Raw genomic sequence first — 26,096 nt, forward strand, 5'->3', positions numbered from 1 at the left:
ATTTTATTTTTGCTTAGTGTATAGGAAATAACTAAAGGAACTATATACAAAACAGCAATTGCTGTACCTAGAGGAGCTATCAAGTCTATTATAAAGATAAATAGGATTATACTTAGTATAAGAAATTTCGTTATTTTTAAATTTTTAATATTATTCAATAGTATATCAATTTAAAGGTTGTCCATTTTGCGATCTTTTACACTTGCAATCTAATAACTCTTTGGCTTGCTCTTTTTTATAAAATGTAAAGGGAGGAGTCTTTTTAAGTTTGTTTTAGAAAAAAGTAGTTTTATTATTTATTTCCCTGTTGGATACAATTATTTAAAACGTCAGTTTAAGTGTTTCTTGTAGAGTAAAAGGGAACAAAAAATGAAAGACTCTTATTTGATGCCATTAATAACTGTATCAAGTGCATATTTTTTTCTAGCTGACAAATCCAAGAATGACTCGGCGTAAACAGCTGCTTGATTTAAAGTAAAATAAATCACTTGTAATTTTCCCTTGGAAAAATCAATATTTGGAATAGTATTGAGTTTAATTTTGGTTTTGCGCAAATTTCCCGGAGTATATATTGCAAAGCCTTTTATTAATCCCACATTAGTGCTGATTCCCTCTGGAGAAATATAATTGACATTTAGTTCCCCATATGCCGATTGATTGCCTGTGCGGTTAATATCCAAGTACAAATCCTGCGAGGCAAGCAATGCCAAATTAGATAAGGTCACTACCGTATTTGCTGGTCCTATCGTAATAATATTTGCAATTGAAATCCCATATACAGGCGTTAATTGAATATCTAAACTTTTTGGTTTGAGCGTATCTGTTGCGGTTGTTTCGTTTTCTAAAAGTTTCGTTTTAGGAACACCTCGAAAATACAGATGAGAGCGGTATTCGCCTTCTTTTAATTCGCTGGTTTTGATGAGTTGAATTTTTACTACCTGCGATTCATTGGGCGCCAAAGTTATGGTGCGGGGATAATAACGGAGATAAGGTGAGGCGAAATTTTGATTTTCTTCTGGTTCTTCTATGGTATTAAATTTACCATCTTCATCCATTTTAATCTGACTGTAGGATAATCTGTAGGTTGTAGTATCCTTACCGGTATTGGATAAATTAACATTTTGCACCCGGCTTTGAATTCCGTCAAAGACAATGCGTTTTGGGAATACCATTAAATCTCCTTGGGCCAGTAAAGGAAATGAAAAATTTAAAAAAAGGACTAGAATAAGAATACTTTTTTTAGTCATGAGAATGTTTAATTTTGTGGTAATTTGCTTTTCTATTTAATTAATTAAGTTCCTTAAAATTTAATTAAAAAGGGTGTTTATTTCTAAGCACCCTTTTTATTCAATTTAGTTGTAATTTACGGTAACAGCAAAACCAGTAGCGTTCTCATATAAACCAACAACTTGACCAGCTGCAACATTTAGCGTAGCTCCAACAGTGAAGCTATCAGTACCACCAGCAGCCAAAGTACCTTTACCACTAGCAAGTGAGCTTGTAAAAGCATTAACTAGCATAGTTGTGGTTGTTCCTGTAGCTGCAGTTGTAAGTGTAAGTGAAGCTGGTAACGTAATATCATAACCATAAGATCCTTGACCTGTTACTGCAAATGCAGCAGCGGTAGGAGTTCCGGTAATAGTAGTCAATTTAACTCCGCCAGTTGCAGATCTAACAGCTGCAGAAGTCATAACTAATGTACCTGCACCGCCTGTTGCAAAAGAACCGAAAGTCATTGAACTTGTTTTAGTAATTCCAATTGGCGCAACAATAGTTGTGCTTGTAGGAGCAGAGGCAGAAGCACTTTGTTGCGCCAAAACGCTTGAACTAAACACAGCAGTTAAAGCCATAATAGATAAAAGTGATGTAATTTTTTTCATTGTAAAAGAATTTGGGATTAAAATTAAGAAGCAAGTACTGGTTTTGTCTTGATCCTTAATCAGTTTTAAATAATTTGTTTTGTATTGGCAAAAGCACAACTACGTTGCAAATGTATTTAGTCAGTTTATATCTGTAAAACGAGAAGTAACAACTGATATCCACTAAGTCATAAGTGAAAGTAAAGGGAAGGAAAAGACTTTAAATAAAAACTAAGAAAAGCATTGTTTTTTTTTATTTACTTATTTTTCAAGGATAAAAAAATATTAAAAATTTAAATTTAACTAAAATGATTTGAATTCAATAATTTAAGCTTTGTGTAAAAAAGTATTTTTTATCTGCTTTTTTGATCTTCTGCTATAAAAAATTTTAAATTAAATTCCTTACATTTTTAAATATAGAAAAAGAATGTTAATCGGGTATAATTCGATCCAGAAATTCTTTTGTAATGGGTTTTTGTTGAAAGGAAACCACATTTGGATCTCTAGAAACCCTAACAATATCGAGATTATCAATTGTGTTTGAAATAATAAATACTTTAGACTTATTTTTCACAGTCAGCGGCAGTTTGTCATAAGCTTCCAGGAATTCAAAACCCGAAAAATGTGGCATGTATAAATCTATAAAAATTATCTGAGGCATCTGGTCGGTATTTTCCTGATTTTCTTCCAGATAAGCTAGTGCTTCACTTGCTAGTGAAAACTCGATGACTTTTTTTCCAAAATTATTATTGAGAATCATTCGAGAAGAACAGTAGCGTTCGATGGGATTATCATCAACAATTATTATTTTTTCGAATTTTGGTTCTAACTCGTTTTTCATATTTTTTGTTTTTAAGTGCAATCATAAAGGGAATACTCATCGTTTTTAAAACGAAAAAAAACTCCATTATTTTAGTATGAAATTGTTATTCTTTTAGTTTAATAAATTTATTGAAATCCTCTTGCCTTCTTTTGGCTACGGCTAAAAGCACACCATTAGGAAATTCGCAGAAATAGCCTTCTTTTTTAGAAATTTTCACTATGTGACGCAGATTAATTATATACGAGTGATGAATTCTAAAAAAATAGTTGGGATCTAGAATCGCACTGTATTCCCCTAAATTTTTACTGGACATAATCTTCTTCCCATTCTGGAGAAAAAAAGTAGTATATCTTCCTTCGGCCTGGCAGTAAATAATTTCTGCCTTCGGAATGAGTTCAATTTTATCCAAAGAGGATACAGCAACATAATCGTTTGGCTGATTTAATGAGTTCAATAACTCAATGGCCTTAATTTTCTGATTTTGATAGGATCGCTCCATTTTAATTCTTTTAATTACTTTGTATACAGCTAAAAGCAAAGAATTAAAATCGACGGGTTTTAAAATAAAATCAATCGCATTTTGTCTAAATGCTTTTACAGCATCTTGTTTCTTGGCAGAAATGAATACCAGTTTAGGAATACTCAGTTCTAATTCATTGAGCATATCAAAAAAAGTATCGTCTTTAAAGGAAATATCTAATAACACGAGATCTGGTTTTTGTAATTGTATACTATTGATTCCTTCAATTATAGTGGTAGTTTCGTTTACTATTTTAAGAATCATAAAGTTTTCTTTTTCAAATTTTTTAATGATTTGTAAAGTGTCTTTTTCTTTCGTAATAATTACGGCATTAATGGGGGTCATAGGTGTGTACTTAAGGGATAATTTATCTTTAAAACCAACGAATACCATTAATTTTTAATGTAGAGTATTCATTTTAAGTGTAATAGGAAAAAGATAAAATGATAATTTTGTGTTTCGAAAATAAAACAATAAATAGCAATATTATGTAGTAGTTCTTTTAAAAAAAATAAAAGTAATAATCGTTACGTTTCTTGTATTAAGTGTGGTTAAAAAGGTTGTTTTGCTAAAATAGTATCATTTTTTTTTATTTCATTTTGATATTTCCATTAACAGAATGGAATTTCCAGTTCTTTATTTGTGCTCGTAAAAGGATTAAGAATTCACAATCAAATAGTAGTATTTTGATCCGTTTGAAGGTAATTAGAATTCATACATTTTAATACTTTTCAAGCAAGGTAGCATTGATTCTCGATAAAAAGAACTGTTTTTGAAAGTATGTACTTAACTCTATACCCTCACCCAGATTACCAGTCAGTTATAATCTCGTAGGGGATTTAATTATTATTATTATTATTCTAAAAACAGACTCGTATTGTTTTTCTAAAGCAATTTTATATTTGCATTCAGAAGCCAATATCTCGATGATTCAGATAAGAAATCCAGGTATTACTATTTTGAATTGGCTGAGAAACTAAGTACTTTGCGTGCCAAATAAATTTTATTGTAAACAATTATTTAATGGACGGGAATTTTTAACCATTTATTAATTTTGAGAAACAAAGCAAAGCGTTTTAATTAGTGATTCCTTCGCCCGAACATTATTTACCTTTATTATATAGTTGGGATTAAAAGTAAAAGCAAGAAACTGAGTTTGTTTTTTGATAAGTTATTGGCGGGTTCGTTGAGTATGACTTCGGTGAAGGTTATGTAGGATGGTTTTTTGGGAATAAATCTTATATTTGAGAGAATATTTTTAAGTTAACATATAATATAAGAATGAGATTTTCACAAAAAATAGGAAAAACATCTTTTAGAGATTCTATACAAATAGACTCGATTGATGAAAAATTAGAAAATAGACTTTGGAATACAATTCTTCTTAATTTTTTTGATGAAATAGGAGTTGATATTAATCATAAAGTAAATAGAGATTCAGATATAGAAAAAACATTACAAGTAATTTGGCAAGATTTTTTTGGAAACCCTGTGGATGAGATTCCTAAAAATATCCAAAGTGATATATCTGCAAGAAAATTTATGGGATATATAAAAGAATGGTTTTTTAGATCTCAATGGTATGAAAAATATGATTTTTTAGAATTTTTATCAAAACTTGATTTACAATATTTTGAACTTAGTTTTACAGAAGAATGTAATAATTCTTTAAAAAGTGAAATGTCAGCATATCGTCTTGTTGATGGAGATATTGTGCAAATTACTTCTGAAGAAGAAATTATTGAAATAGAGGAAGCTCTTGTTAATTCATCAATATGGGAACCCGTAAATACTCATTTGAAAACTGCAATTACCTATTTTTCTAATAGAGAAAATCCAGATTATAGAAATTCTGTTAAAGAGGCAATTTCAGCAGTGGAATCTGTTTGTAAAATAATTGTTGGAAATAATAATACAACGCTTGCGCCAGCATTAAAAATAATAGAGGTGAAGCACAAAATTCATAGAGCTTTAAGAAGTGCTTTCACATCTATATATGGTTTTGCTAGTGATGCTGGAGGAATTAGACATTCACTATTGCTTGATGATATAGAAGTTAGTATGGAAGATGCTAAATTCATACTAGTTTCCTGTTCAGCATTTATAAATTATCTAAAAGTTAAAATAGAAAAATAACGAAAGATGATTTTATCGACTTAGATAAAATATTAAAAACTACTCATTGTGAAAACAAAAGACGATAAAAAATTAGATAATCCGGTTTGGTTTTCGGTATCAGAAACACATCAAAGTTTTGCGGTGGATTATGGTAGTGTAAAATTCTATCATCCGGATTATTGTCCGTTTGGTGGTTTTGAAAAAGGAAATGCGATTGCAAAGTCTATAGATGAATATTCGACTAAGGTTGACAATTTTTTTATTGTTGGAGAAAAGCCGGAACTTTCAAATCTATTGAAGTTAAATAAAGAATTAGTTTGTCTTCAAATGATTGTTTACAATCCAATCGATATTCCAATTAATGACCACATCATAATACTTACTGGCGAACATATTGATGCTTTATATAAGTTAGTGAACTTGGTACAACCGGGTTATTTTAAAAATAAAACGGCTTTATTAGGTAATTATTACGGTATTTTCAAAAATGAAGAACTTGTTGCCGTGACTGGTGAACGGATGCAAATGAATGATTTCATTGAAGTAAGTGCAGTAGTTACACATCCCAATCATACCGGAAAAGGATATGCTAAACAATTAGTTACGCATGCTGTAAATGAAATTTTCAAGCAAAATAAAACGCCTTATTTACATGTGATTGAAGATAACAGGGGAGCAATACAACTGTATGAAAAATTGGGATTTACAATTAGACAAAAAATTAGTTTTAGGAATATCACAAATCAAATTTAGGTTGAGAATTGAGAACAATTTTGTAAATCCTAAAAACATACTAACTTAGCACCCAACTAACCTGATCATACCGTTTGCAGCTAATAAAAATTAAAAATAAAACTTTGCTACTTTCTTGGTGGCAAAACGAAAAATATAAAAATGAAAATAATAGCAGTCATTCCCGCCCGTTACGCTTCCACACGATTTTCCGCTAAACTGATGCAGGATTTGGGAGGTAAAACGGTTATTTTAAGAACTTATGAAGCCGCTATAAACACGTATTTATTTGATGATGTTTTTGTAGTAACGGATTCGGATTTAATTTATGATGAAATCGTTTCTCATGGTGGAAAAGCCATTCGAAGCATCAAAGAACACGAATCCGGGAGTGATCGAATTGCGGAAGCCGTCGAAAATCTGGATGTTGATATTGTGATAAATGTTCAAGGAGACGAACCGTTTATCGATGCGCAACCTTTGGCTGAAGTCATTGAAATTTTTAGAAATGATTTGGATGGAAAAGTGGATTTGGCTTCGTTGATGCGCGAAATTACAAATGAAGACGATATCAATAATCCCAACAATGTAAAAGTCGTGGTGGATCAAAACGGATTCGCTTTGTACTTTTCACGTTCGGTAATTCCTTATCCAAGAGAGAAAAATGTGGGTGTTCGTTATATGCAACACATTGGGGTTTATGGCTTTAGAAAAGAGGCTTTATTAGATTTTTATAATTTACCGATGAAATCATTAGAAGCATCCGAAAAACTGGAGCAACTTCGTTATCTTGAATTTGGAAAAAAAATCAAAATGGTCGAAACTACTCATGTTGGAATTGGAATTGATACTTTGGAAGATTTAGAAAAAGCGAGAAAGATGCTAGAATAACCGCAGATTTACAGATTGTCAAATAAATTGGCGGTCGTGTTTTTTGAGGTTATGAATATAGGAGTGTTTTTATTCTAATTTTTCAATTACTATTAATTCATTATGTACTTCGATTCTTGGAATGGTTTTAATCCGGAAGTGATTCTCATAAAATTCAGAAACATATTTTTGATTTCTTATATTTTGGGTTTCATTCAAAATCATCGTATTGAAAAGAATAAAACCTTTACTTCTTAACAGAATACAAACCCTGTTGATGAAAAATGTTTCAAATAAAAAATTGGGCATTTTAGTATCCTGGAAGATATCAATAATAATTAAATCGTATTTATTTTTGGTTTTCAAAACAAATTCAAATGCATCTACTATAACAATATCAAGTTGGTGAATTTTATCTAGAGCAAAATATTTATTAGCTACCTTAATCATATCAGAATCAATTTCAACTCCGGTTATTTTACCTTTAAATTTAATTTCATCAACCAACGTTTTTATAACGCTACCTCCGGCTACTCCCAAAACCAAAATATGTTCCATGGTAACTATTTTTTCGTAACCAATGTTTTTTAGTCCGATTCTTAAAATACGTTGCAGACTCCCATAGGAATAATTAGCATTTTCAGAATCTAATACTAACTCCCCATTTGTCCAAGTTACTTCAATCGATTTGCTCAATGACGATTTTGATTGGAAAATTTTGATTGGAATAAGGTAACTAAATATTTTTTTAATCATTAAGGACAGTTTTACTCAAAAATAAGATATTAATTATTTATTTTGTGCAAAAGAATTAAAGAATGAAGAAACAATTTTATAAATGGATATTTTTTAATCTGATGGGGTGGGAAATAGTTGGGACCATAGATGCAAATATTAAAAAATGCGTCATGATAGTTCTGCCACATACTAGCGCCCATGATTTTTATTTGGGAATTTTTACCAGAGGAATAACTGGGTTGGAAATGAACTGGGTTGGAAAAAAAGAATTATTTCGTTTTCCTTTTGGATTTTATTTCAAATATATGGGTGGTGAACCTTTGGATCGAAGTGGAGGATTGAATAAAGTAGATTCAATTGCAGCTATTTTTAAAAGAAAGGAAGTTTTTCGGCTTGCCGTTGCACCCAAAGGAACCCGTGAAAAAGTAAATGAACTAAAAACAGGATTTTATTACATTGCCTTAAAAGCTAATGTTCCCATAATTCCTGTTGCGTTTAATTTTGGTAAAAAAGAAGTGAATTTGGGAAATCCATTAATACCTTCAGGAAATATAGAAACTGATTTATTTATTTTGAAAAAACATTATATAGGAGTAGAAGGTAAAATTCTGGAAAAAGGATATAAATTATAAATTGAGTTTATTTCAGTTTTTAGGTTTTTTTTCAGACCATTTTTTAATTAAAAGCGGTCTAATTTTTAATTAGGATTAAACACTTTGAAAGTACCATCTTTATAAAAGAATACAATTTTTTCCACGTCGCTTGAAATGGAATCTTTTAGGGTATTTTGATTTTCTGCTTTTTTTGTTTCCAATGCAGGAATTGAATTTGGAATTTTTATTTCCGAAAATAAATTCTCAGGAATTATTTCAGTAAGAGGAAGAGTAGAAATATTTAGTTTTACAATTTGCTCAACATTGTTTTCTTTTTTATCAAACTGTTCTGAATTTTTCGGAAAGTTTCCTTTCCCATTTAAAATCCAATACAAATCCACATCGGGGAAAACCTCCAATATTTTAAGTATAAAATCCAAGCTGGGTTTGTTTCTTCCTGAAAGTAGGTGAGACAAACTGGAACGCTGTACGCCAATTTTATCTGCAAAAGAAGAAGCATTCAAACTGTAGTAATCCAGTATAATTTCTAATCTTTTTATAAAATCCTCTATGTTTACCATTGTAAATTAACATTAAAAATTAACTATTTACAAATGTAATCAAAATAGATTGAAACACCAAAATCACAAGTGTAAATAGCATTTATCACATCAAATTAGATAAAGTATTAAAGGATATAAATTAATATAACTACTTGATAAATAATAACATAATTGCGATTTTAAAAATAGGTAACAATTGTCAATTATAGCAAGTAAATCTAATGGGAATAAATACTAAATACTGTTTACATCATTGAAATATACCAATTGAAGCTGGTTTACAAATGTAAATACAAAGATGTTTACTTTTGTAAATCAAATAAAACAGCATGAATTTAGAACAACTATTCAGTCAATATAAAGAAAAATCTATTCACGGTCGCTATATCACTTTAGATTCAATCGAACCTTTATTACAAAAATTAAACACCAATAAGCAATTAAAAGTTATAGGCAAATCAGTCCTAGGAAAGTCTATTTATTCGTATCAAATTGGAGATGGTGAAACTAAAATTTTCCTTTGGTCTCAAATGCATGGCAATGAAAGTACAACTACAAAAGCACTCTTTGATTTCTTAAATGTGCTAAATAGTGGTTCAGATTTAGCGAAGCAATTGCTGACGAATTTTACTTTTTGCAGTATTCCAATGCTGAATCCTGACGGAGCAACTTTATATACGCGTGAAAATGCAAATAAAATTGATCTTAATCGAGACTCTCAAAATCTTTCTCAACCTGAAAGCAAGATATTAAGGGAAATTTTTGAAGCTTTCAAACCTGATTATTGCTTTAATCTTCATGATCAACGCACTATATTTGGTGTTAGTAATACGGGTAAACCTGCGACATTGTCTTTTTTAGCACCTTCTTATAATGAAGAGAGAGAAATAAATGAATCTAGATTAAAAGCCATTAATTTAATTGCAGGCATAAATGAGGTATTACAAGGCTATTTGCCAAATCAAATAGGACGTTTTGATGATTCTTTCAACATAAATTGCATAGGGGATACTTTTCAGTATTTAGGTGTGCCAACGTTATTGTTTGAAGCGGGACATTTTGCTAATGATTATGATAGAGAAGAAACAAGAAAATTTGTTTTTATGGCGTTAATTTCCAGTTTCACGATACTTAGCGAAAACGTTATAGTTGACAACGGAATTAACAAATACTTGAATATTCCTCAAAATAAAGTCGTTTTTTATGATTTAATGTATAAAAACATCAGAATAAATTATGATGGTATTGAAAAAATCACCAATTTTGCAGCACAATACAAAGAAGAGTTATTTGAAAATCAGATTTACTTTAACGCCTACATTTCACAAATTGGTGCATTAGAAAATCATTTTGGTCATTATGTATATGATGCTGAAGGAGCGCTATATAAAGATGATTATGATAATTTTCCAAAATTAAATCAAAAAGTTAATTTTTACTTAGATAATAACATGAAATTTGTTAATGGAATGATAAAAGTGTAATATTTGTATCATTTTATTAGATTTTATGTATATTTTTATACTTTGTAGTAGCAATTATTAATATTAATTAAAGAAATATGAGTAAGTTTCGTTTAGATGAAGTAGATCACCAGATATTAGATATGTTGATAGACAACACAAGAGTTCCATTTACAGATATAGCAAAAAAATTGTTAATTTCTGCAGGAACTGTGCATGTAAGAGTAAAAAAAATGGAAGATGCCGGAATCATAATGGGATCTTCATTAGTTCTTGATTACGACAAATTAGGATATTCTTTTATCGCATATGTAGGTGTTTTTCTTAACAATACCTCTCAAACAAAATTTGTATTAGAACGTATTAATGAAATTCCTTATGTGACTGTTGCTTCTGTAACAACAGGTAAATTTAATATTTTCTGTAAAATCAGAGCCAAAGATACTAAACACGCTAAGGATGTTATCTTTATGATTGATGATATAGAAGGAGTTTACAGAACAGAAACTATGATTTCTCTTGAGGAAAGTATAAATGACAAGAAGCGCTTGATGCATACTATTTTTAAAAATATGTAATTAATCTTGAACGCTATATTCTAAAATATAACCTCAAGTTTATTCTTGGGGTTTTTTTATGAAAAATTAACTAACTAAATCAACTATAACTGAATTATGTACACGCTTCCTAAAATAGAACGTTTCAATCAAGATGTTCTTTCAAAATATCACATTTATAATAGTGTTTTTATTACATTACCTTTTGATTCTATAGATAATACGGGTGTTTTACTTCCTTTATTTACAGATGTTTGTGATACGGGTTTTAAAAAACAAGAAACACCTAAAGAAATAGTCGATTTTTTTGCTAAAAGATATTTGCATAGTGCTTCAGAAACAGAAAAAATTGATTTAATGTTTCGTTTTATTCAATATATCGAACGTCAAATTGTATTGTTTGATGCTATTGAAGATGCTGCTTTTCCTGTAGTAAACAATATGGAGGGAAGAGGGTCCTTAAGAGATATTAAAGAAAAATCAGAAGCAAAAGAAAAGCAAGAGGAATTGATTAATTTTCTTGAAAATTTCAATGTAAGAACTGTATTGACAGCTCATCCTACACAGTTTTATCCGGGTGCAGTACTTGGTATTATCAATGATTTAACTAATGCTATTCGTAAAAATAATTTGCTTGACATCAAACAATTATTGGCGCAATTGGGTAAAACTCCTTTTATTCAAAATGAAAAACCGAATCCTTTTGATGAAGCGGTAAGTTTAATTTGGTATCTTGAAAATGTGTTTTATAAAACTTCGGGAGATATGGTTCATTATCTTCAAAAGAATATTTTTAATGGAAATTCTATTAAAAACCCATTAATTAAACTTGGATTTTGGCCAGGTGGAGACCGTGATGGAAATCCATTTGTTACTACGGAGATTACTTTGAAAGTTGCGGAGCGTTTAAGAACTTCTATATTAAAATGTTATTACATTGAAATGAGAAATTTAAAACGTAAGTTAACATTCTCTGGTGTAGATGTTTTAGTTTCAGAGCTTGAATCTAAACTTTATCGTTCTGTTTTTTATTCTCGTGGAGAGATCTTTATCACTTTGGATGAATTTAAATCACAGTTAAAAAAAATAAAACAGATAATTATAGATCAACATCAATCATTATATCTTGATGAGTTGGACGCACTTTTAATTAAAATTAATTTATTTGGTTTTCATTTTGCTTCTTTGGATATTCGTCAAAACAGTAAAATTCACGATGCTGTATTTAATGACGTTGTAGAATTCTATTTGAATTCAAATCCAGATGTTTTTCCTGAAAATTATTTTGAATTATCAGAAGAAGAGAAATTTGTAGTTCTTTCTAATGTTAATGGAGATCTAAATCCTAGTGTGTTCAGTAATGAAATGACTAGATCAACTATTGAATCGATTCAGGCTATTAAAACAATACAGGGGAATAATGGCGAATTTGGTGCCAACCGTTACATTATAAGTAATAATGAGAGTGCGCTAAATGTGATGGAGACCTTCGCTTTATTCCGTTTAAGTAATTGGGATTACCCATCTGTTGATATTGTTCCGCTTTTTGAATCTGTTGATGATTTGCAAAATGCGCATGCTATAATGGAGAAATTATATTCAAATCCTGCTTATGCGAAACATTTGATAAACCGAAACAATAAGCAAACCATAATGCTTGGTTTTTCTGATGGTACGAAAGATGGAGGTTATTTAATGGCAAACTGGAGTATTTATAAAGCCAAAGAAGAGCTCACGGAAATCTCTAGAAAATACGGAATAAAAGCTATTTTCTTTGATGGTCGTGGTGGTCCTCCGGCTCGTGGTGGTGGGAAAACGCATAAATTTTATGCTTCATTAGGTCCAAATATTGAAAATAATGAGATTCAAGTTACTGTACAAGGACAAACTATAAGTTCTAATTTTGGGACTTTAGATTCCTGTCGTTATAATTTAGAAAATTTACTAAGTGCCGGTGTAACTAATCAAGTTTTTAGTAAAGGTCAAAACGAATTGACAAGTAACGAAAAAGATATTTTGAATCAATTGGCAGGGTTAGGATATGAAAAATACTTGAGTTTTAAGAATCATCCTAAATTCATCCCGTACTTGGAGCAAATGAGTACTTTGAAATATTATGCTAAAACTAACATTGGAAGCCGACCGTCAAAAAGAAGTAAATCTGAAAGTTTAGATTTTGCAGATTTGCGGGCGATTCCTTTTGTGGGTTCTTGGAGTCAGTTAAAACAAAATGTACCGGGATTTTTTGGAGTAGGATCGGCCTTGAAACATTTTGAAGATACGAATCAATGGAATAAAGTTCAGGATTTATATGACAATTCTTTATTCTTTAAAACTTTGCTAGAGAACAGCATGATGTCCTTGGCAAAATCATTTTTCCCATTAACAGCTTACATGAGAAAAGACCCTGAATTTGGTGTTTTTTGGCAAATAATTTATGATGAATTTTTAGAAACAAAACGCTTACTATTGAAAATCGCAGGCCATAAAGAGCTCATGGAGAATTACCCTGATGGTAAAGCGTCTATACAGATAAGAGAGCGTATTGTATTGCCATTGTTAACGATACAACAATATGCTTTGTTGCGAATTAATGAAATTAATAAAGAGAAAAGTCCTGATTTGGATTTGATTAAAGTGTATGAGAAAATTGTAACACGTTCTCTTTTTGGAAATACAAACGCTAGTAGAAATTCAGCTTAATTATAAAAAATGAAAACAGATCAATTGCCAGTAAATGAATATTCTGAATTCAACGCAACTTACATAAAAGCTGCGGGATATGCTGATATGATTGATGAATTGGAAATTTGTCTTCACGATTTCATTCGTTTTGTACAAAATATTCCAATGGATAAATTTGATTACAGGTACGCTGAAGGGAAATGGACAATCAAAGACATTATTCAACACATCATTGATACGGAGCGAATTTTCGGGTATCGTGCGTTGCGAATTTCCAGAAATGACAAAACGGCATTGCCTGGTTTTGAAGAAAATGATTATGTAGACAATACGAATGCAAACGGTAGAAATATCCAGGACTTATTAGCTGAACTCTCGGCCGTTAGACATTCAAATTTGTTTCTTTTTAAAAGTTTTTCAGAGGAACAATTAAAAAGAATTGGAACAGCTTCAAATAATGAAATTTCAGTTCGTGCAATAGGTTTTATTATTATTGGTCATCAAAAACACCATCAAAAGGTTTTTCAAGAAAGATATTTATAGGGTTCTCGAAACAAGTTGACCAGATTTTTAACTTGTTTTCAAAAGACATTGTATTGGCAGGACTAGTGGAAGGCATCACATAATACGTGATGCCTTTTATTTGTCCAAATTTTTTTAGAAAGTATTTATGACTTTCTTTTCCGTTAAATACAATTTTAGTTATTGCGGGAAATTCTTTAAATAAGTTTTCAAAATCATTTTCTTTATGATTTTTGATGTGAATATCCAAACTCCCTTTTCTTTCGCAATTTTCCAATACATCCCACAATCCAATTTTATTAGTTTGCAATAACTGTATTTTTTCTTCGAAAATTTCTGACACAGGTAGATTACAGAGTAACGTGTACATTATTTTCCAAAAATGATTCCTTTTGTGAGCATAATATTCCTGTTTTTCCAGAGAAGTGATACCAGGCATAGTTCCCAAAATCAAAATTTCAGTTTGAGAATTTACAAAAGGGGAAAATGAATTTATCATGGTTTTTTTTTAAAGTACAGCATTTTCTTTTTCTAATATAGCCAATGCCAAGCGGATTTTTCCGTAATCTATTTTTTCTTCAAAGTAATCAAAATACGGTTTTAATGCATTTGGAAACTCTAGTTTTATTTGAGCTTCGGCTATTTGCGTTACTTCTTCTGTAGAAATGAATGGTGTTAAATCTACTGCAGCTCCGTCAATATATAATTTAGCTAAATGGGACATAATCGTACTTAAACCTAATTTTCGCTTTTGAGAAATTTCTTCAACAGATAACCCGTTTTGATACAATTCTAATGTGTCTTTATAAGTGGTTGCTTCTTTCTTTTTTTTAACAACTTTAGATTTTTGAAAATCATTGATAGCTTTTATGAAAACATCACCATATTTTTCTAGTTTTGCTTTTCCAACACCATCAATTGCTAGTAAATCCTGATCGCTTGTAGGTCTTTCAGTTTCCATTTGACGCAAAGCAGCATCACTAAAAATCACGTAAGCAGGGACTGATTCTTCTTTGGAGATTTCATAACGCAGTTTTCTTAGTGTTTCAAAAAGTGAATTCGCAACTGATTTGTTTTTCGTTTCTTTAACTTCTTGTTTGTCAATATTAATTTTCGGAACTGTAGTCAATTGTACTTGCTCTCCTTCAAATAAAACTTTTTTTGCAAATTCTGTTAATCTAATTTTGTTTTGCTGATGAAAGGCAATTTCGCAATAGCCCAGATTGATAAGCTGTATTAAATATTGATTCCAATCAAACCAAGAAAGATCATTACCAACACCATAGGTTTTAAGATTTTGATATTCTTTTTCATAAATATAAGCATTTTTTGAACCACGTAGAAAATCAATGATTACAGGCAATGGTTCTATTTCTTGGAGACGAATAATTGCTGATAATGCTTTTTGTGCAATAACAGTTCCATCAAAAAAGGAAGGTGGGTTTTTACAAATGTCGCAATTTCCGCAATTTTCCGTAACCAGTTCTCCAAAGTAGGAAAGTAATATTTTTCTGCGGCAGCTCAAGGCATCTGCATATTGCTTCATTCTTTCTAATTTCGCCAATTGTATTTCGGCATTCAAACCTTGTGATGCAAATTTTTGTAATTGGATTACATCACCATAGCTTTCGAACAATACCGTTTCTGAAGGTAATCCATCGCGACCAGCACGACCAATTTCTTGATAATAGCCCTCTATATTTTTTGGTAAATTATAATGAATCACCCAGCGAACATTCGATTTATCAATTCCCATTCCAAAAGCAATTGTAGCACAAACCACTTGGCAGTCATCATTGATGAATTCGTCTTGGGTTTTGGAACGAATATTATTGTCTAAACCCGCGTGATAGGCTTTTGCATTAATACCAGTTTTTTGTAGTTTTTCGGCAAGTTCTTCCGTTGTTTTTCTACTTAGACAATATACTATTCCAGATTCATTTGGCTTTTCTTGAATAAAATCTATAATCTGTTTTACGCGATCTAAAGCCGGACGAACTTCTAAACTTAGGTTTTTTCTGTCAAAAGAAGCTACGAATATTTTAGGATTTATTAAGTTTAATTGTTCGCTAATGTCCTTACGTGTAGCTTTATCAGCGGTTGCAGTTAAAGCTAGGATTGGAGTAGAAGGAAAGCGTTTTTTTAGATACCCTAAATTAGTATATGCAGGACGAAAATCATGTCCCCAAGCCGAAATGCAATGTGCCTCATCAATAGCAATAAGGCTTATGGTTAAACTATTGAAAATGTTATCAAGATAAGAAAGACTTTCAGGTGCAATGTAAACTAATTTTATACTATTCGATTGTAAGCTTTCAATAAAAAATTGACGTTCAGCTTCCGTTTGGCTGCTATTTATAAAACAAGCTTGAATTCCATTTGCTTTAAGACTATCTACTTGATCTTTCATCAAAGCAATTAGGGGTGAAATTACGATAGTGATTCCTGAAAAAATTAATGCCGGTAATTGAAAACAAATTGATTTTCCGCCACCCGTTGGCATTATCGCCAAAGTATCTTGTCCGGAAAGTACACAATTTATTATATCTTCCTGATTGGGTCTGAATTTTTCAAAACCAAAGTTTTCCTTAAGCTTGGCATGTAAAATTTGTTGCGTCATTTTGGCGTATATTTTGAATTTTAAATTAACAAAAAAAAGGAACTCGTTGGGAGTTCCTTTTTAATTTTTTATCGAAAAATTGAATTAATCTTCATCATCTTCATCGTCTTCTTCTGATCTCTCTTTATCTTCTTTTTCATCGTCATCATCGTCTCCGCTATCAGCATCTGGTTTATCTATAGTATCGTCATCATCATCTTCATCATCATCATCTACTGAATCATCATCATCAAGATCTAAACCGCTTATTGGTTCAACAACTGCATCGATATCATCATCTTCGTCATAATTTTCAATTCTGTCTGCTAATTTTGTACTGACTTTTACTAAATAAATGGTGTCTTCCGTACGGACTTCGACAGCTTCTATTAATTCATTTTTAGCATTTCTAAAACGGATAATGTTTGAGTCATCATATCCTTCAGGAAATTTTTCTACCAAAAGGTTCAAAATTTCATTTGTAAGTTTTGCGTAATCAACTATTACTCTTTTCATAAAGTTATTCTATAAATCTAATAAATAAGCGAAAATTAAAGGTGCTACAATGGTAGCATCGGACTCAATAATAAACTTAGGAGTTTTTATATCTAATTTACCCCAAGTAATTTTTTCATTCGGTACCGCTCCAGAATAAGAACCATAACTGGTTGTTGAATCTGAAATCTGACAAAAATAACTCCAAAATGGAATGTCATGCATTTCCATATCTTGGTATAACATTGGTACAACACATATTGGAAAATCCCCAGCAATCCCTCCACCAATTTGGAAAAAACCTACACCATTAGTACTGTTTTTTGGGTACCAATCGGACAAGTAAACCATGTATTCTATACCTGATTTCATCGTTGATGCTTTTAATTCGCCTTTAATTACATAAGATGCAAATATATTTCCCATGGTACTATCTTCCCATCCTGGAACAATAATAGGTAAGTTTTTTTCGGCCGCTGCATACATCCAACTGTCTTTTAAGTCAATTTCATAATATTCTTCTAGAACACCTGAAAGTAACATTTTGTACATAAACTCATGTGGAAAATATCTTTCCCCTTTATCATCTGCATCTTTCCAAATTTTATAAATATGTTTTTGTAATCGACGAAATGCCTCATGCTCAGGAATACAAGTATCTGTAACTCGGTTTAAACCTCTTTCTAATAAATCCCATTCATCTTGAGGAGTTAAATCTCTATAATTAGGAACTCTTTCATAATGGGAATGTGCTACCAAATTCATAATGTCTTCCTCAAGATTTGCTCCTGTACAAGAAATGATATGAACTTTATCCTGACGAATTATTTCTGAAAAAATCTTTCCAATCTCGGCTGTACTCATAGCACCAGCCATACTCACCATCATTTTTGCACCGTTGGCTAATTGTTGCTCGTAAGCCTTAGCTGCATCAACTAAAGATGCAGAGTTGAAATGCAAGTAATGCTTCTCAATAAACTGACTGATCGGTCCTTTGCTCATTTTTTTAAATTTAAAGATTTAAAAACCGAAACTTTGAATTTGTATTTCAAATTTAACGAATTTTTAAATTGACTAATTGTATAATTATGTATTTATTTTTTGTCGTAACCTAATATTTTTAAAACATCCTCAGAAGTTTGTTGTTCTGAGAAAACCTCAGTTGCCAAAATTCCATTTTCGTCTCTATCTATCAGTATGTGTTTGGGTTGAGGAATTAAGCAGTGGTGTAAACCGCCATATCCTCCTATCGTTTCCTGATAGGCCCCGGTATTGAAAAAACCAATATATAACGGTTTTTCTTTGTTGTATTTTGGCAAATATATTGCATTCATATTTTGCTCTGAATTGTAATAGTCATCACTATCACAAGTCATCCCACCTAACAATACCCTTTCATAAGTCTCATTCCAGCGATTGACCGCTAACATGATAAAACGTTTGTTGATAGCCCATGTATCTGGCAAAGTTGTGATAAAAGAGGAATCAATCATATTCCATTTTTCTCTATCATTTTGTTGCTTTTGATACAAAATCTGATAAATTGCACCGCCACTTTCACCAACTGTAAAGGAACCAAACTCTGTAAAAATATTTGGCACAGCAACTTCTGCTTCATCACAGGCAATTTTTATCTGATTGATAATTTCGTCAATCATATATTGGTAATCGTATTCAAATGCCAATGAGTTTTTGATAGGAAAACCACCACCAATATTTAATCCGTCTAATGTAGGACATTCTTTTTTTAGTGCAACATAAACTTTGATACATTTTACTAATTCATTCCAGTAATATGCATTATCATTTATACCGGTGTTGATAAAAAAGTGTAACATTTTAAGTTCCAGTTTCTTATTTTCTTTGATTTCTTTTTTATAAAAAGGAACGATGTTTTTATATCCAATTCCCAATCTTGAAGTATAAAACTCAAATTTAGGTTCTTCCTCGGCAGCAATACGAATTCCAATTTTGAATTTGCCCTTTATTTGACCCTGAAGTAAATCCAGTTCTTCATAGTTGTCAATAATTGGAATAGCATTTTTATGTCCGTTATTTACTAATCGAGCTATGTTCTCAATATATTGATCTCTTTTAAAGCCATTACAAATAATATAAGTGCTTTTATTGATTTTTCCATTTGCCAATAAATTTTCAACAATATTAATGTCAAAAGCAGATGAAGTTTCAATATGAATATTATTCTTGAAAGCTTCATTCATTACAAATTCAAAATGAGAACTTTTTGTACAATAGCAATAATAGTATTTTGCCTCATATTTATTTTTTTCCATCGATTTACGAAACCAGCTTTTGGCTTTGTTAATGTTATTGGAAATTTGAGGTAAATAAGTAAATTTTAATGGCGTTCCATATTTTTCTACCAGTTTCATCAAATCAATATTATGAAACTGAAGGTTATCTTTGTTTAAAGTAAACTCTTCTTGGGGAAAGTAATAAGTTTGATTTATTAAATCAGAATATTTTGTATTCATTTAGTTTTTAATATTTTAGATTAAGTATGCGTAAAAATAATTAACCTAAAATTCAAACTCGGATATTTGCATAAATTATTTGAAGCTTTTCATTATCTGCTTTCAAATATTGAAAAACATCAAAACTAAAGTTTCCTTTGATGGAATAAAAACGTTTCAATATTCTTAAAAAAGACATATTGTTTCGGTTTTTCTTAGAACTATAATTTCTCTTGTTTTGACTTTTTTTCATTGCCGCAAATGTAAAAAATATTATATACCTAATGCAATCCTTTTCATAAAAAAATATTTAAGATTTATAATCCAGAAACGCTTTAAGAATTAATTCATTGTCAACCGATTGATTGATTTTTATGTTTCCGATGCCTTCAATTAATGCAAACTGGATGTTGCCATATTCATTTTTTTTGTCGTGAATAAGCAATTCCAAAATAGGTTTAATATCATTTTCTTCAAAAATAATGTCGTCGTAAATTGTCTTGATACTTGATTTTATTTGAAAATATTCCGCTTGATTGATTAAATTTTTATGTAATGAAATATAACTTTCCAATATCATCCCAACTGCAATCGCTTCTCCGTGTAATAAAGTAGTTTTGCTTTTATTCTCCAGAAAATAGCTTTCAATAGCATGGCCAAGAGTATGACCAAAATTTAATGCTTTTCGGATGTTTTTTTCAGTCGGATCTTGTTTAACAATTTCATTCTTTATTTCTACAGAACGGTATATTAATTCATCAAAATCAGCAAAATCGATGGCTTTCAAATCTAAAAATTGCTCCCAGTATTCTTTGTCATATATTAAACCATGTTTCAACATTTCGGCAAGACCGGAACGCATTTCGTTTTGAGGTAATGTCTCAAGATATTGAGTGTCAATAAGAACCATTTTTGGGACATTGATAACCCCGATTTGGTTTTTCAAGTTGCCTAAATCAACACCGTTTTTCCCACCCACAGAGGCGTCAACCATGGACAGTAGAGTAGTAGGAATGTGAATGAAATCAACACCTCTCTTGAATGTTGAAGCAACAAATCCGCCTAAATCAGTAACAACACCACCACCTAAATTAATCACAAGGGTTTTTCTGTCAGCACCAAGTTCAGTCAATACGTTCCAAATTTGAACACAGGATTCTATATTCTTATTCTGTTCCCCTGCTTCAAATTCAATGATTTCAATTGTAAGATCAGTTTCTAAAAAAGGTAGAAATTTTGGCAAACAAAAATCATTTGTATTACTGTCTATAATAATAAATAGGTTAGAATATTTGTTCTCTTTTAAATGAAGGTTTAATGCTTCATATCCTTTTTCGTTGAAATAAATTGGATAACTGTTGGCTTGAATCGTTTGCATCGTTGTTAATTAATTGAAAGCGCAAAATAAGGTAATTTTTGCTATATAATATTTAAAAATCGCTCAATAATTTGACAAAAATATCACAAATAATAAAAAATATATTTAATAAAACACAAGTTGTCTTTTTATAAAAAGGTTTTTTAACTTTTATTTTAATTTATTAAAACTAGTTTAGATCATGCTTTTAATAAATTAATCATTGGCATTCTTGTTTCGGAATTTCTTGGGCATTACCATAATTTTTGTCTTTTGCTAAATTTAAATATCTACAGCAATTTTCTTTTTTTTATAAAAAGTAACTCATACCCAATAAATTTTCGGATTTTCCATCTTTTAAATTAGGAGAAATTAATGTTTGTATTGTTTTAGGTTATAAAAAAAATACTTCTGTATTTAGTATTAAAAAAACTGGATTATAACGAACTAATTTCTTTAATAAACTTACATTTTATACATAGTTTAAAAATAGAGGTCTTGTATTGGCTTTAACTAATATAATTCCAAATGTTTTTCTTTTTGGTCATTTCTATGAAAACAGCTCTTAAAGCGGCATGTTCCGGTTTTTGCATTCCCGCATCATCTTTGAGTAATTGGACCGCATAATTTCTAGCCAACATTAATGTGTCTCTATCTCGGACAATATCGGCAATTTGAAGGTTGAGCACTCCGCTTTGTTGCGTTCCCATTAAATCCCCCGGACCACGAAGTTTAAGATCCACTTCGGCAATTTCAAAACCATCATTAGTTTTTACCATCGTTTCCATTCTGGTTTTACTGTCGGAACTCAATTTATGGCTCGTCATCAGGATACAATAACTTTGCTCTGCACCACGACCCACACGACCCCGCAGTTGGTGCAATTGCGACAATCCAAAACGTTCCGCACTTTCAATAATCATCACACTGGCATTAGGAACATTCACGCCGACTTCAATAACCGTTGTGGCCACCATAATATTGGTTTTCCCTTCGGAAAAGCGTTTCATTTCGGCATCTTTATCCGCTGGTTTCATTTTTCCGTGTAAGATTGAAATAGAATACTGTGGCAATGGAAAATCACGGGAAATACTTTCGTAACCGTCCATCAAATCTTTGAAATCCATTTTCTCTGATTCTTGGATTAGGGGATATACAATATATATTTGTCGGCCCAAAGCGATTTCGTCCCGCAGGAATTTCCAAACCTTCAATCTGTTACTGTCAAAACGGTGAACCGTTTGAATGGGTTTCCTTCCCGGTGGCAATTCATCAATCACCGAAATGTCTAAATCACCATACAAACTCATCGCCAAAGTTCTGGGGATAGGCGTGGCCGTCATTACCAAAACGTGTGGCGGAATCGTATTTTTCTTCCACAATTTAGAGCGTTGTTCTACACCAAATCGGTGTTGTTCATCAATTACGGCTAATCCTAAATTCTGGAATTTCACTTTATCTTCTAATAAAGCATGAGTTCCAATAAGGATATGTAACGTACCGTTTTCCAGTTCTTCATGTATAATTCTTCGCTGTGCTATTTTGGTAGATCCGGTCAGTAATCTAATATTTATATTTAAAGTTTGGGCTAATTCGGATAAACCAATAAAATGCTGATTGGCTAGGATTTCAGTGGGCGCCATTAAGCACGCTTGGAAGCCATTATCGAGTGCCAAAAGCATACTCATAAAAGCCACAATTGTTTTTCCGGAACCTACGTCACCTTGTAACAATCGGTTCATTTGAGCGTAGCTGCCCATGTCAGTTCTAATTTCTTTGATTACTCTTTTTTGGGCATTGGTCAATTGAAAAGGCAAATGATTTAGATAAAAATCATTGAAATTTTCACCCACTTTGGTAAACGGATGTCCTTTTATTTTATGTTTACGGATGAGATTTTTCGTGATTAATTGCAACTGAATAAAGAACAATTCTTCGAATATTAATCGGAATTTGGCTTTCGCCAAAACTTCCGCGCTTTTTGGAAAATGAATGTTGAATAAAGCTGCTTTTTTAGGAATCAGATTCAATTCGTTGATCAAATAATCGGGTAAGGTTTCCGTGAATAATGCTTGAGTTTCCAGAAACAATTGCTGCATCAGTTTATTAACCACCCGGTTCGAAATCCCGCGATTGGTCAAGGTTTCTGTCGAAGGATAAACGGGTTGCATCGCTGAACGCAGACTTTGTTCGTGCTCGCTCATCAACTCAATTTCCGGATGCGCCATATTGAACGCATTTCCAAAAGAGGTGCATTTCCCAAAAATCACACAGATTTCATTGAGCTTTAAACTCTCCCGAATCCATTTGTGACCCTGAAACCATACGAGTTCCAATTGTCCTGTATCATCCACAAAAGTCGCAACCAATCGTTTTTGGTTTTTACCAAATGCTACGGTTTTGATGTTGATGATTTTACCGATAATCTGAACTTCGGCACTGTTGTTTTGAAGTTCGTTAATCTTATAATACCGAGTCCGGTCAATGTATCTATTTGGGAAAAAATTAACCAAATCCAAATACTTATGAATCCCCAATTCCTTACGAAGTAATTCACCCCGATTGGGGCCAATACCTTTGAGATATTCTATGGGAGTTAATAAGAGGTTACTCATTTATTACAGTTAAAATTCGACCTTTTCATGGTGAAATTATTATCTGAGCGAAGATAGTTTTTTGTTTGTAAATTTGGAAACAGTAAAAATGAAATTAGTGTAAGAAAATTTATATATTTGGAAATGAATTACATTATTTATTTTTCATGTTTTTATCTCATCATATTAATTATCCTCTAAATTAAAAAATTAAATGAAACGATTTTCAATTACACTCTTTTTATGTGGGCTTCTTACAAGCGGATTTTCACAATCTATATCAAAAACAGAAAATATTAAAAACCTTCTTGTGTTAACAGGCTCAGGAAAATTAAGTGTTCAAGTTGGAGAAAGTATGATTATTAGTTTCAAAAAAAACTACCCTAATGTGCCGGCAGAATTTTGGGATAATTTTTTAAAAGAGATGAATTCTGATGCTTTAATAAATTTGATTATTCCAATTTATGATAAATATTATACTGAATCGGAAATAAAGCAATTAACTGAATTTTATCAGACCTCTTTAGGGAAGAAATTAATATCAATAATGCCTTTAGTACTTAAAGAATCGATGCAAGCTGGACAAACTTGGGGAAAGGATATTGGAGAAAAAGTTTATAACAATCTTAAGGAAAAGGGGTTTGTCAAAAAAGAGTAATTTTCACAGTCATCGAATCGTTGTTCAATAACGAGTAGTAACCTGAAAAAGCGTTCTTACTTTAGCACCCAATATTTAAGGAAGTTGAATAGATTTGGATGATAATTAAAAATTAAAAATGATACTTGATAAAATTGAAAATTATAAACTTTATGAGAATCTGAGCGAAAGAATCGCTAAAGGATTTGATTTTATTAACAACACTGATTTAGTCGAATTAGGTTCTGGGAAATATCAAATTGACAATGATACCATTTTTGCAATTGTTCAGGAATATGATACCAAGGAAGTTAAAGATTGTAACTTAGAAGGCCATACTAAGTATATCGACATTCAATATATTATAAAAGGTATTGAATTGATGGGGGTTACGACTAAAAACAATCAAAAAATGATACTTACTGATGATGAAAAAGATTATTCTTTCTATGAAGGGGAAATTTCTTTAATTAGAGTAGAAGAAGGAATGTTTACCATTTTTTTTCCGGATGATCTTCATAAGCCTTGTGTAAAAGCGGATCAAGTTTCTAAAGTAAAAAAAGTTGTTATTAAGGTGCAAATTTCATAAACAACTTATTCATTGCTAAAAATGGGAACATTGTGCTACATTATTAACTATTAAAATAACCTCGTTTAAGTCTTCTTGAGCGAGGTTATTTTTTTATATATAATCCCAATTAATTAAATTTCGAATTCTGCTGCAAACACAATATCTTCGCAAAATATAAAAAGCATATAAATGACAACTCATCTCGCATTACTTCGTGGTATCAATGTTTCCGGTCACAACATGATAAAAATGGAGGCTTTGAAAACGACTTTGGAAGCCATCGGTTTTCAAAATGTAGTGACCTATATACAATCCGGAAATGTTTTTGTGGATACAGAAGAGGAAAATGCCTCCAAAGTAGGATTTCAAATCAAACAGGAAATTTTTAAAGTTTTTGGCCATGAAGTGCCTATTGTAGTTATTAGTTCCGCTGATTTAGAAGCTTGTCTTAAGAATAATCCGTTTTTGAAAGAAAAAGATATTGACATCAAAAAATTATATGTGGCGTTTATTTCTACAGCGTTGCAAAGCACCAGCATTAATGATTTGAAAATTAGCCAATTCAAACCCGATGAAGCCAGTATTGATGGAAGTAGAATTTTTATTAAATATGCTGTTGGAGCCGGAAAGACACGATTTGATCAAAAATACATCGAGAAAAAACTGAATGTGACCGCAACTATTAGGAACTGGAATACCGTGACGCAGTTGTTGAAAATGTATCAGGAAAGATAAAAAGATGCTAAAAAAAATAGTTACAAATAAACTTATTTTTTAGTATTAAAAAAATAATTATAATTTGGCACAACCTTTTGTAATTCTAATTATCTTCATAGTATCTGTAAAAAAACGGGCACATGAAACAAATGTCTGGTTCTATGGCTAATTCTGAAACTACGGGTGCGGCAATGGAGTGGCATGAATTTTATATGTTCAATACTAATGGGACATTTACAAAATCGAGAGACAGAGGTGCGATTAAAACAACCATTTCTGGAACCTTTATTGCTACAACTCATTCAGACGGAATTTATTTAAAATTGACATATCCCAATGACAGCGAGATTATAGGAAACTGTTATGGAAATCTAAAAGAGGTGCTTTATGTTGCCGAGAACAATACCTTGTCAAATACTTGGAAGAGCTGTGATGGTCCCGGATTAGAATACAAAAAGTAAATTATAAATGCAGCTTGCAACATTATTTCATACCATTTGATTAGGGTTAATTCTAGGATTATGTGGCACTTAAAAAAAAAATCGAAGTTTATTTAACTTTTGTGTGCTCTTTTTCTATTGTTAAGACTAAAATTATAAAGCAATTCTA

General features: G+C 31.2%; 25 protein-coding genes. 12 read left to right on the forward strand and 13 right to left on the reverse strand.

The genetic code is table 11. The features are described from left to right. Positions 1-380: 380 nt before the first annotated feature. From ACM55G_RS13170 to ACM55G_RS13185, 4 genes are all read right to left on the reverse strand, one after another. Positions 381-1,247: a fimbrial biogenesis chaperone gene (locus tag ACM55G_RS13170; protein WP_416844400.1), complete on the reverse strand. Its 867-nt coding sequence runs from the start codon at positions 1,245-1,247 to the stop codon at positions 381-383. Between the two features lie 105 nt (positions 1,248-1,352). Then, positions 1,353-1,880, reverse strand: a complete 528-nt coding sequence (locus ACM55G_RS13175; RefSeq protein WP_416844401.1) for a DUF4402 domain-containing protein — start codon at positions 1,878-1,880, stop codon at positions 1,353-1,355. Between the two features lie 409 nt (positions 1,881-2,289). Next, positions 2,290-2,700: a response regulator gene (locus tag ACM55G_RS13180; RefSeq protein WP_416844402.1), complete on the reverse strand. Its 411-nt coding sequence runs from the start codon at positions 2,698-2,700 to the stop codon at positions 2,290-2,292. 85 nt (positions 2,701-2,785) lie between these two features. Further along, positions 2,786-3,547, reverse strand: a complete 762-nt coding sequence (locus ACM55G_RS13185) for a LytR/AlgR family response regulator transcription factor (protein WP_416844403.1) — start codon at positions 3,545-3,547, stop codon at positions 2,786-2,788. A gap of 936 nt (positions 3,548-4,483) precedes the next feature. Between ACM55G_RS13185 and ACM55G_RS13190 the strand changes: the two genes are divergently transcribed. The 3 genes from ACM55G_RS13190 to kdsB all read left to right on the forward strand — a co-directional run bounded on the left by ACM55G_RS13190 (position 4,484) and on the right by kdsB (position 6,943). Beyond that, entirely contained in the window at positions 4,484-5,338 is an 855-nt protein-coding gene (locus ACM55G_RS13190) for an AbiJ-NTD4 domain-containing protein (RefSeq protein ID WP_416844404.1), read from the forward strand. A gap of 48 nt (positions 5,339-5,386) precedes the next feature. Then, positions 5,387-6,073 carry a GNAT family N-acetyltransferase gene (locus ACM55G_RS13195; protein ID WP_416844405.1) on the forward strand — a complete coding sequence of 229 codons (687 nt, stop codon included), beginning with the start codon at positions 5,387-5,389 and terminating at the stop codon, positions 6,071-6,073. A 141-nt stretch (positions 6,074-6,214) separates the two neighbouring features. Continuing rightward, on the forward strand, positions 6,215-6,943 hold the full coding sequence (gene kdsB, locus ACM55G_RS13200; RefSeq protein ID WP_416844406.1) for a 3-deoxy-manno-octulosonate cytidylyltransferase: 729 nt from the start codon (positions 6,215-6,217) through the stop codon (positions 6,941-6,943). Between the two features lie 69 nt (positions 6,944-7,012). Here the strand turns inward: kdsB and ACM55G_RS13205 are convergent, their stop codons facing one another. Continuing rightward, on the reverse strand, positions 7,013-7,678 hold the full coding sequence (locus ACM55G_RS13205) for a spermidine synthase (RefSeq protein ID WP_416844407.1): 666 nt from the start codon (positions 7,676-7,678) through the stop codon (positions 7,013-7,015). 62 nt (positions 7,679-7,740) lie between these two features. Here ACM55G_RS13205 and ACM55G_RS13210 point away from each other — a divergent pair, with 62 nt between their 5' ends. Next, entirely contained in the window at positions 7,741-8,292 is a 552-nt protein-coding gene (locus ACM55G_RS13210; protein WP_416844408.1) for a 1-acyl-sn-glycerol-3-phosphate acyltransferase, read from the forward strand. A gap of 65 nt (positions 8,293-8,357) precedes the next feature. Here the strand turns inward: ACM55G_RS13210 and ACM55G_RS13215 are convergent, their stop codons facing one another. Then, entirely contained in the window at positions 8,358-8,834 is a 477-nt protein-coding gene (locus ACM55G_RS13215; RefSeq protein ID WP_416844409.1) for a helix-turn-helix domain-containing protein, read from the reverse strand. Between the two features lie 311 nt (positions 8,835-9,145). On the opposite strand from ACM55G_RS13215, the gene ACM55G_RS13220 reads away from it, so the two are divergent. The 4 genes from ACM55G_RS13220 to ACM55G_RS13235 all read left to right on the forward strand — a co-directional run bounded on the left by ACM55G_RS13220 (position 9,146) and on the right by ACM55G_RS13235 (position 14,064). Next, positions 9,146-10,300 carry a M14 family metallopeptidase gene (locus ACM55G_RS13220; protein WP_416844410.1) on the forward strand — a complete coding sequence of 385 codons (1,155 nt, stop codon included), beginning with the start codon at positions 9,146-9,148 and terminating at the stop codon, positions 10,298-10,300. 77 nt (positions 10,301-10,377) lie between these two features. Beyond that, positions 10,378-10,857: an Lrp/AsnC family transcriptional regulator gene (locus ACM55G_RS13225; protein WP_035672404.1), complete on the forward strand. Its 480-nt coding sequence runs from the start codon at positions 10,378-10,380 to the stop codon at positions 10,855-10,857. A gap of 96 nt (positions 10,858-10,953) precedes the next feature. Beyond that, a complete protein-coding gene (locus ACM55G_RS13230) occupies positions 10,954-13,539 on the forward strand; it encodes a phosphoenolpyruvate carboxylase (RefSeq protein WP_416844411.1) in 2,586 nt (861 codons plus the stop codon). A 9-nt stretch (positions 13,540-13,548) separates the two neighbouring features. Then, positions 13,549-14,064, forward strand: coding sequence for a DinB family protein (locus ACM55G_RS13235; protein ID WP_416844412.1), 516 nt, complete (start codon positions 13,549-13,551; stop codon positions 14,062-14,064). Here the strand turns inward: ACM55G_RS13235 and ACM55G_RS13240 are convergent. The 7 genes from ACM55G_RS13240 to recG form a co-directional block, all read right to left on the reverse strand. Continuing rightward, a complete protein-coding gene (locus ACM55G_RS13240; protein WP_416844413.1) occupies positions 14,012-14,542 on the reverse strand; it encodes a DNA-deoxyinosine glycosylase in 531 nt (176 codons plus the stop codon). The genes ACM55G_RS13235 and ACM55G_RS13240 overlap by 53 nt on opposite strands. Before the next feature lie 9 nt (positions 14,543-14,551). Further along, positions 14,552-16,663, reverse strand: a complete 2,112-nt coding sequence (gene recQ, locus ACM55G_RS13245; RefSeq protein WP_416844414.1) for a DNA helicase RecQ — start codon at positions 16,661-16,663, stop codon at positions 14,552-14,554. A gap of 84 nt (positions 16,664-16,747) precedes the next feature. Beyond that, positions 16,748-17,158: a DNA primase gene (locus ACM55G_RS13250; protein ID WP_416844415.1), complete on the reverse strand. Its 411-nt coding sequence runs from the start codon at positions 17,156-17,158 to the stop codon at positions 16,748-16,750. Positions 17,159-17,167: 9 nt separating this feature from the next. After that, positions 17,168-18,139, reverse strand: coding sequence for a deoxyhypusine synthase family protein (locus ACM55G_RS13255; protein WP_416844416.1), 972 nt, complete (start codon positions 18,137-18,139; stop codon positions 17,168-17,170). A 92-nt stretch (positions 18,140-18,231) separates the two neighbouring features. After that, positions 18,232-19,632, reverse strand: a complete 1,401-nt coding sequence (locus ACM55G_RS13260) for a type III PLP-dependent enzyme domain-containing protein (protein WP_416844417.1) — start codon at positions 19,630-19,632, stop codon at positions 18,232-18,234. Between the two features lie 289 nt (positions 19,633-19,921). Further along, positions 19,922-20,989: a 3-dehydroquinate synthase gene (gene aroB, locus ACM55G_RS13265; protein ID WP_416844418.1), complete on the reverse strand. Its 1,068-nt coding sequence runs from the start codon at positions 20,987-20,989 to the stop codon at positions 19,922-19,924. A gap of 488 nt (positions 20,990-21,477) precedes the next feature. Then, positions 21,478-23,583 carry an ATP-dependent DNA helicase RecG gene (gene recG / locus ACM55G_RS13270; protein ID WP_416844419.1) on the reverse strand — a complete coding sequence of 702 codons (2,106 nt, stop codon included), beginning with the start codon at positions 23,581-23,583 and terminating at the stop codon, positions 21,478-21,480. 193 nt (positions 23,584-23,776) lie between these two features. Between recG and ACM55G_RS13275 the strand changes: the two genes are divergently transcribed. The 4 genes from ACM55G_RS13275 to ACM55G_RS13290 all read left to right on the forward strand — a co-directional run bounded on the left by ACM55G_RS13275 (position 23,777) and on the right by ACM55G_RS13290 (position 25,948). Then, positions 23,777-24,220 (forward strand): DUF2059 domain-containing protein, encoded by a 444-nt coding sequence (locus tag ACM55G_RS13275; protein ID WP_416844420.1) that lies wholly within the window; start codon positions 23,777-23,779, stop codon positions 24,218-24,220. Between the two features lie 118 nt (positions 24,221-24,338). After that, on the forward strand, positions 24,339-24,788 hold the full coding sequence (locus ACM55G_RS13280; RefSeq protein ID WP_416844421.1) for a NanQ anomerase/TabA/YiaL family protein: 450 nt from the start codon (positions 24,339-24,341) through the stop codon (positions 24,786-24,788). A gap of 171 nt (positions 24,789-24,959) precedes the next feature. After that, complete coding sequence (locus tag ACM55G_RS13285) at positions 24,960-25,505, forward strand: DUF1697 domain-containing protein (protein ID WP_416844422.1); 546 nt, start codon at positions 24,960-24,962, stop codon at positions 25,503-25,505. Between the two features lie 122 nt (positions 25,506-25,627). After that, complete coding sequence (locus tag ACM55G_RS13290) at positions 25,628-25,948, forward strand: hypothetical protein (RefSeq protein WP_416844423.1); 321 nt, start codon at positions 25,628-25,630, stop codon at positions 25,946-25,948. Positions 25,949-26,096: the final 148 nt, after the last annotated feature.

Source organism: Flavobacterium algoriphilum (assembly GCF_048158655.1).
Lineage (GTDB): Bacteria > Bacteroidota > Bacteroidia > Flavobacteriales > Flavobacteriaceae > Flavobacterium > Flavobacterium algoriphilum.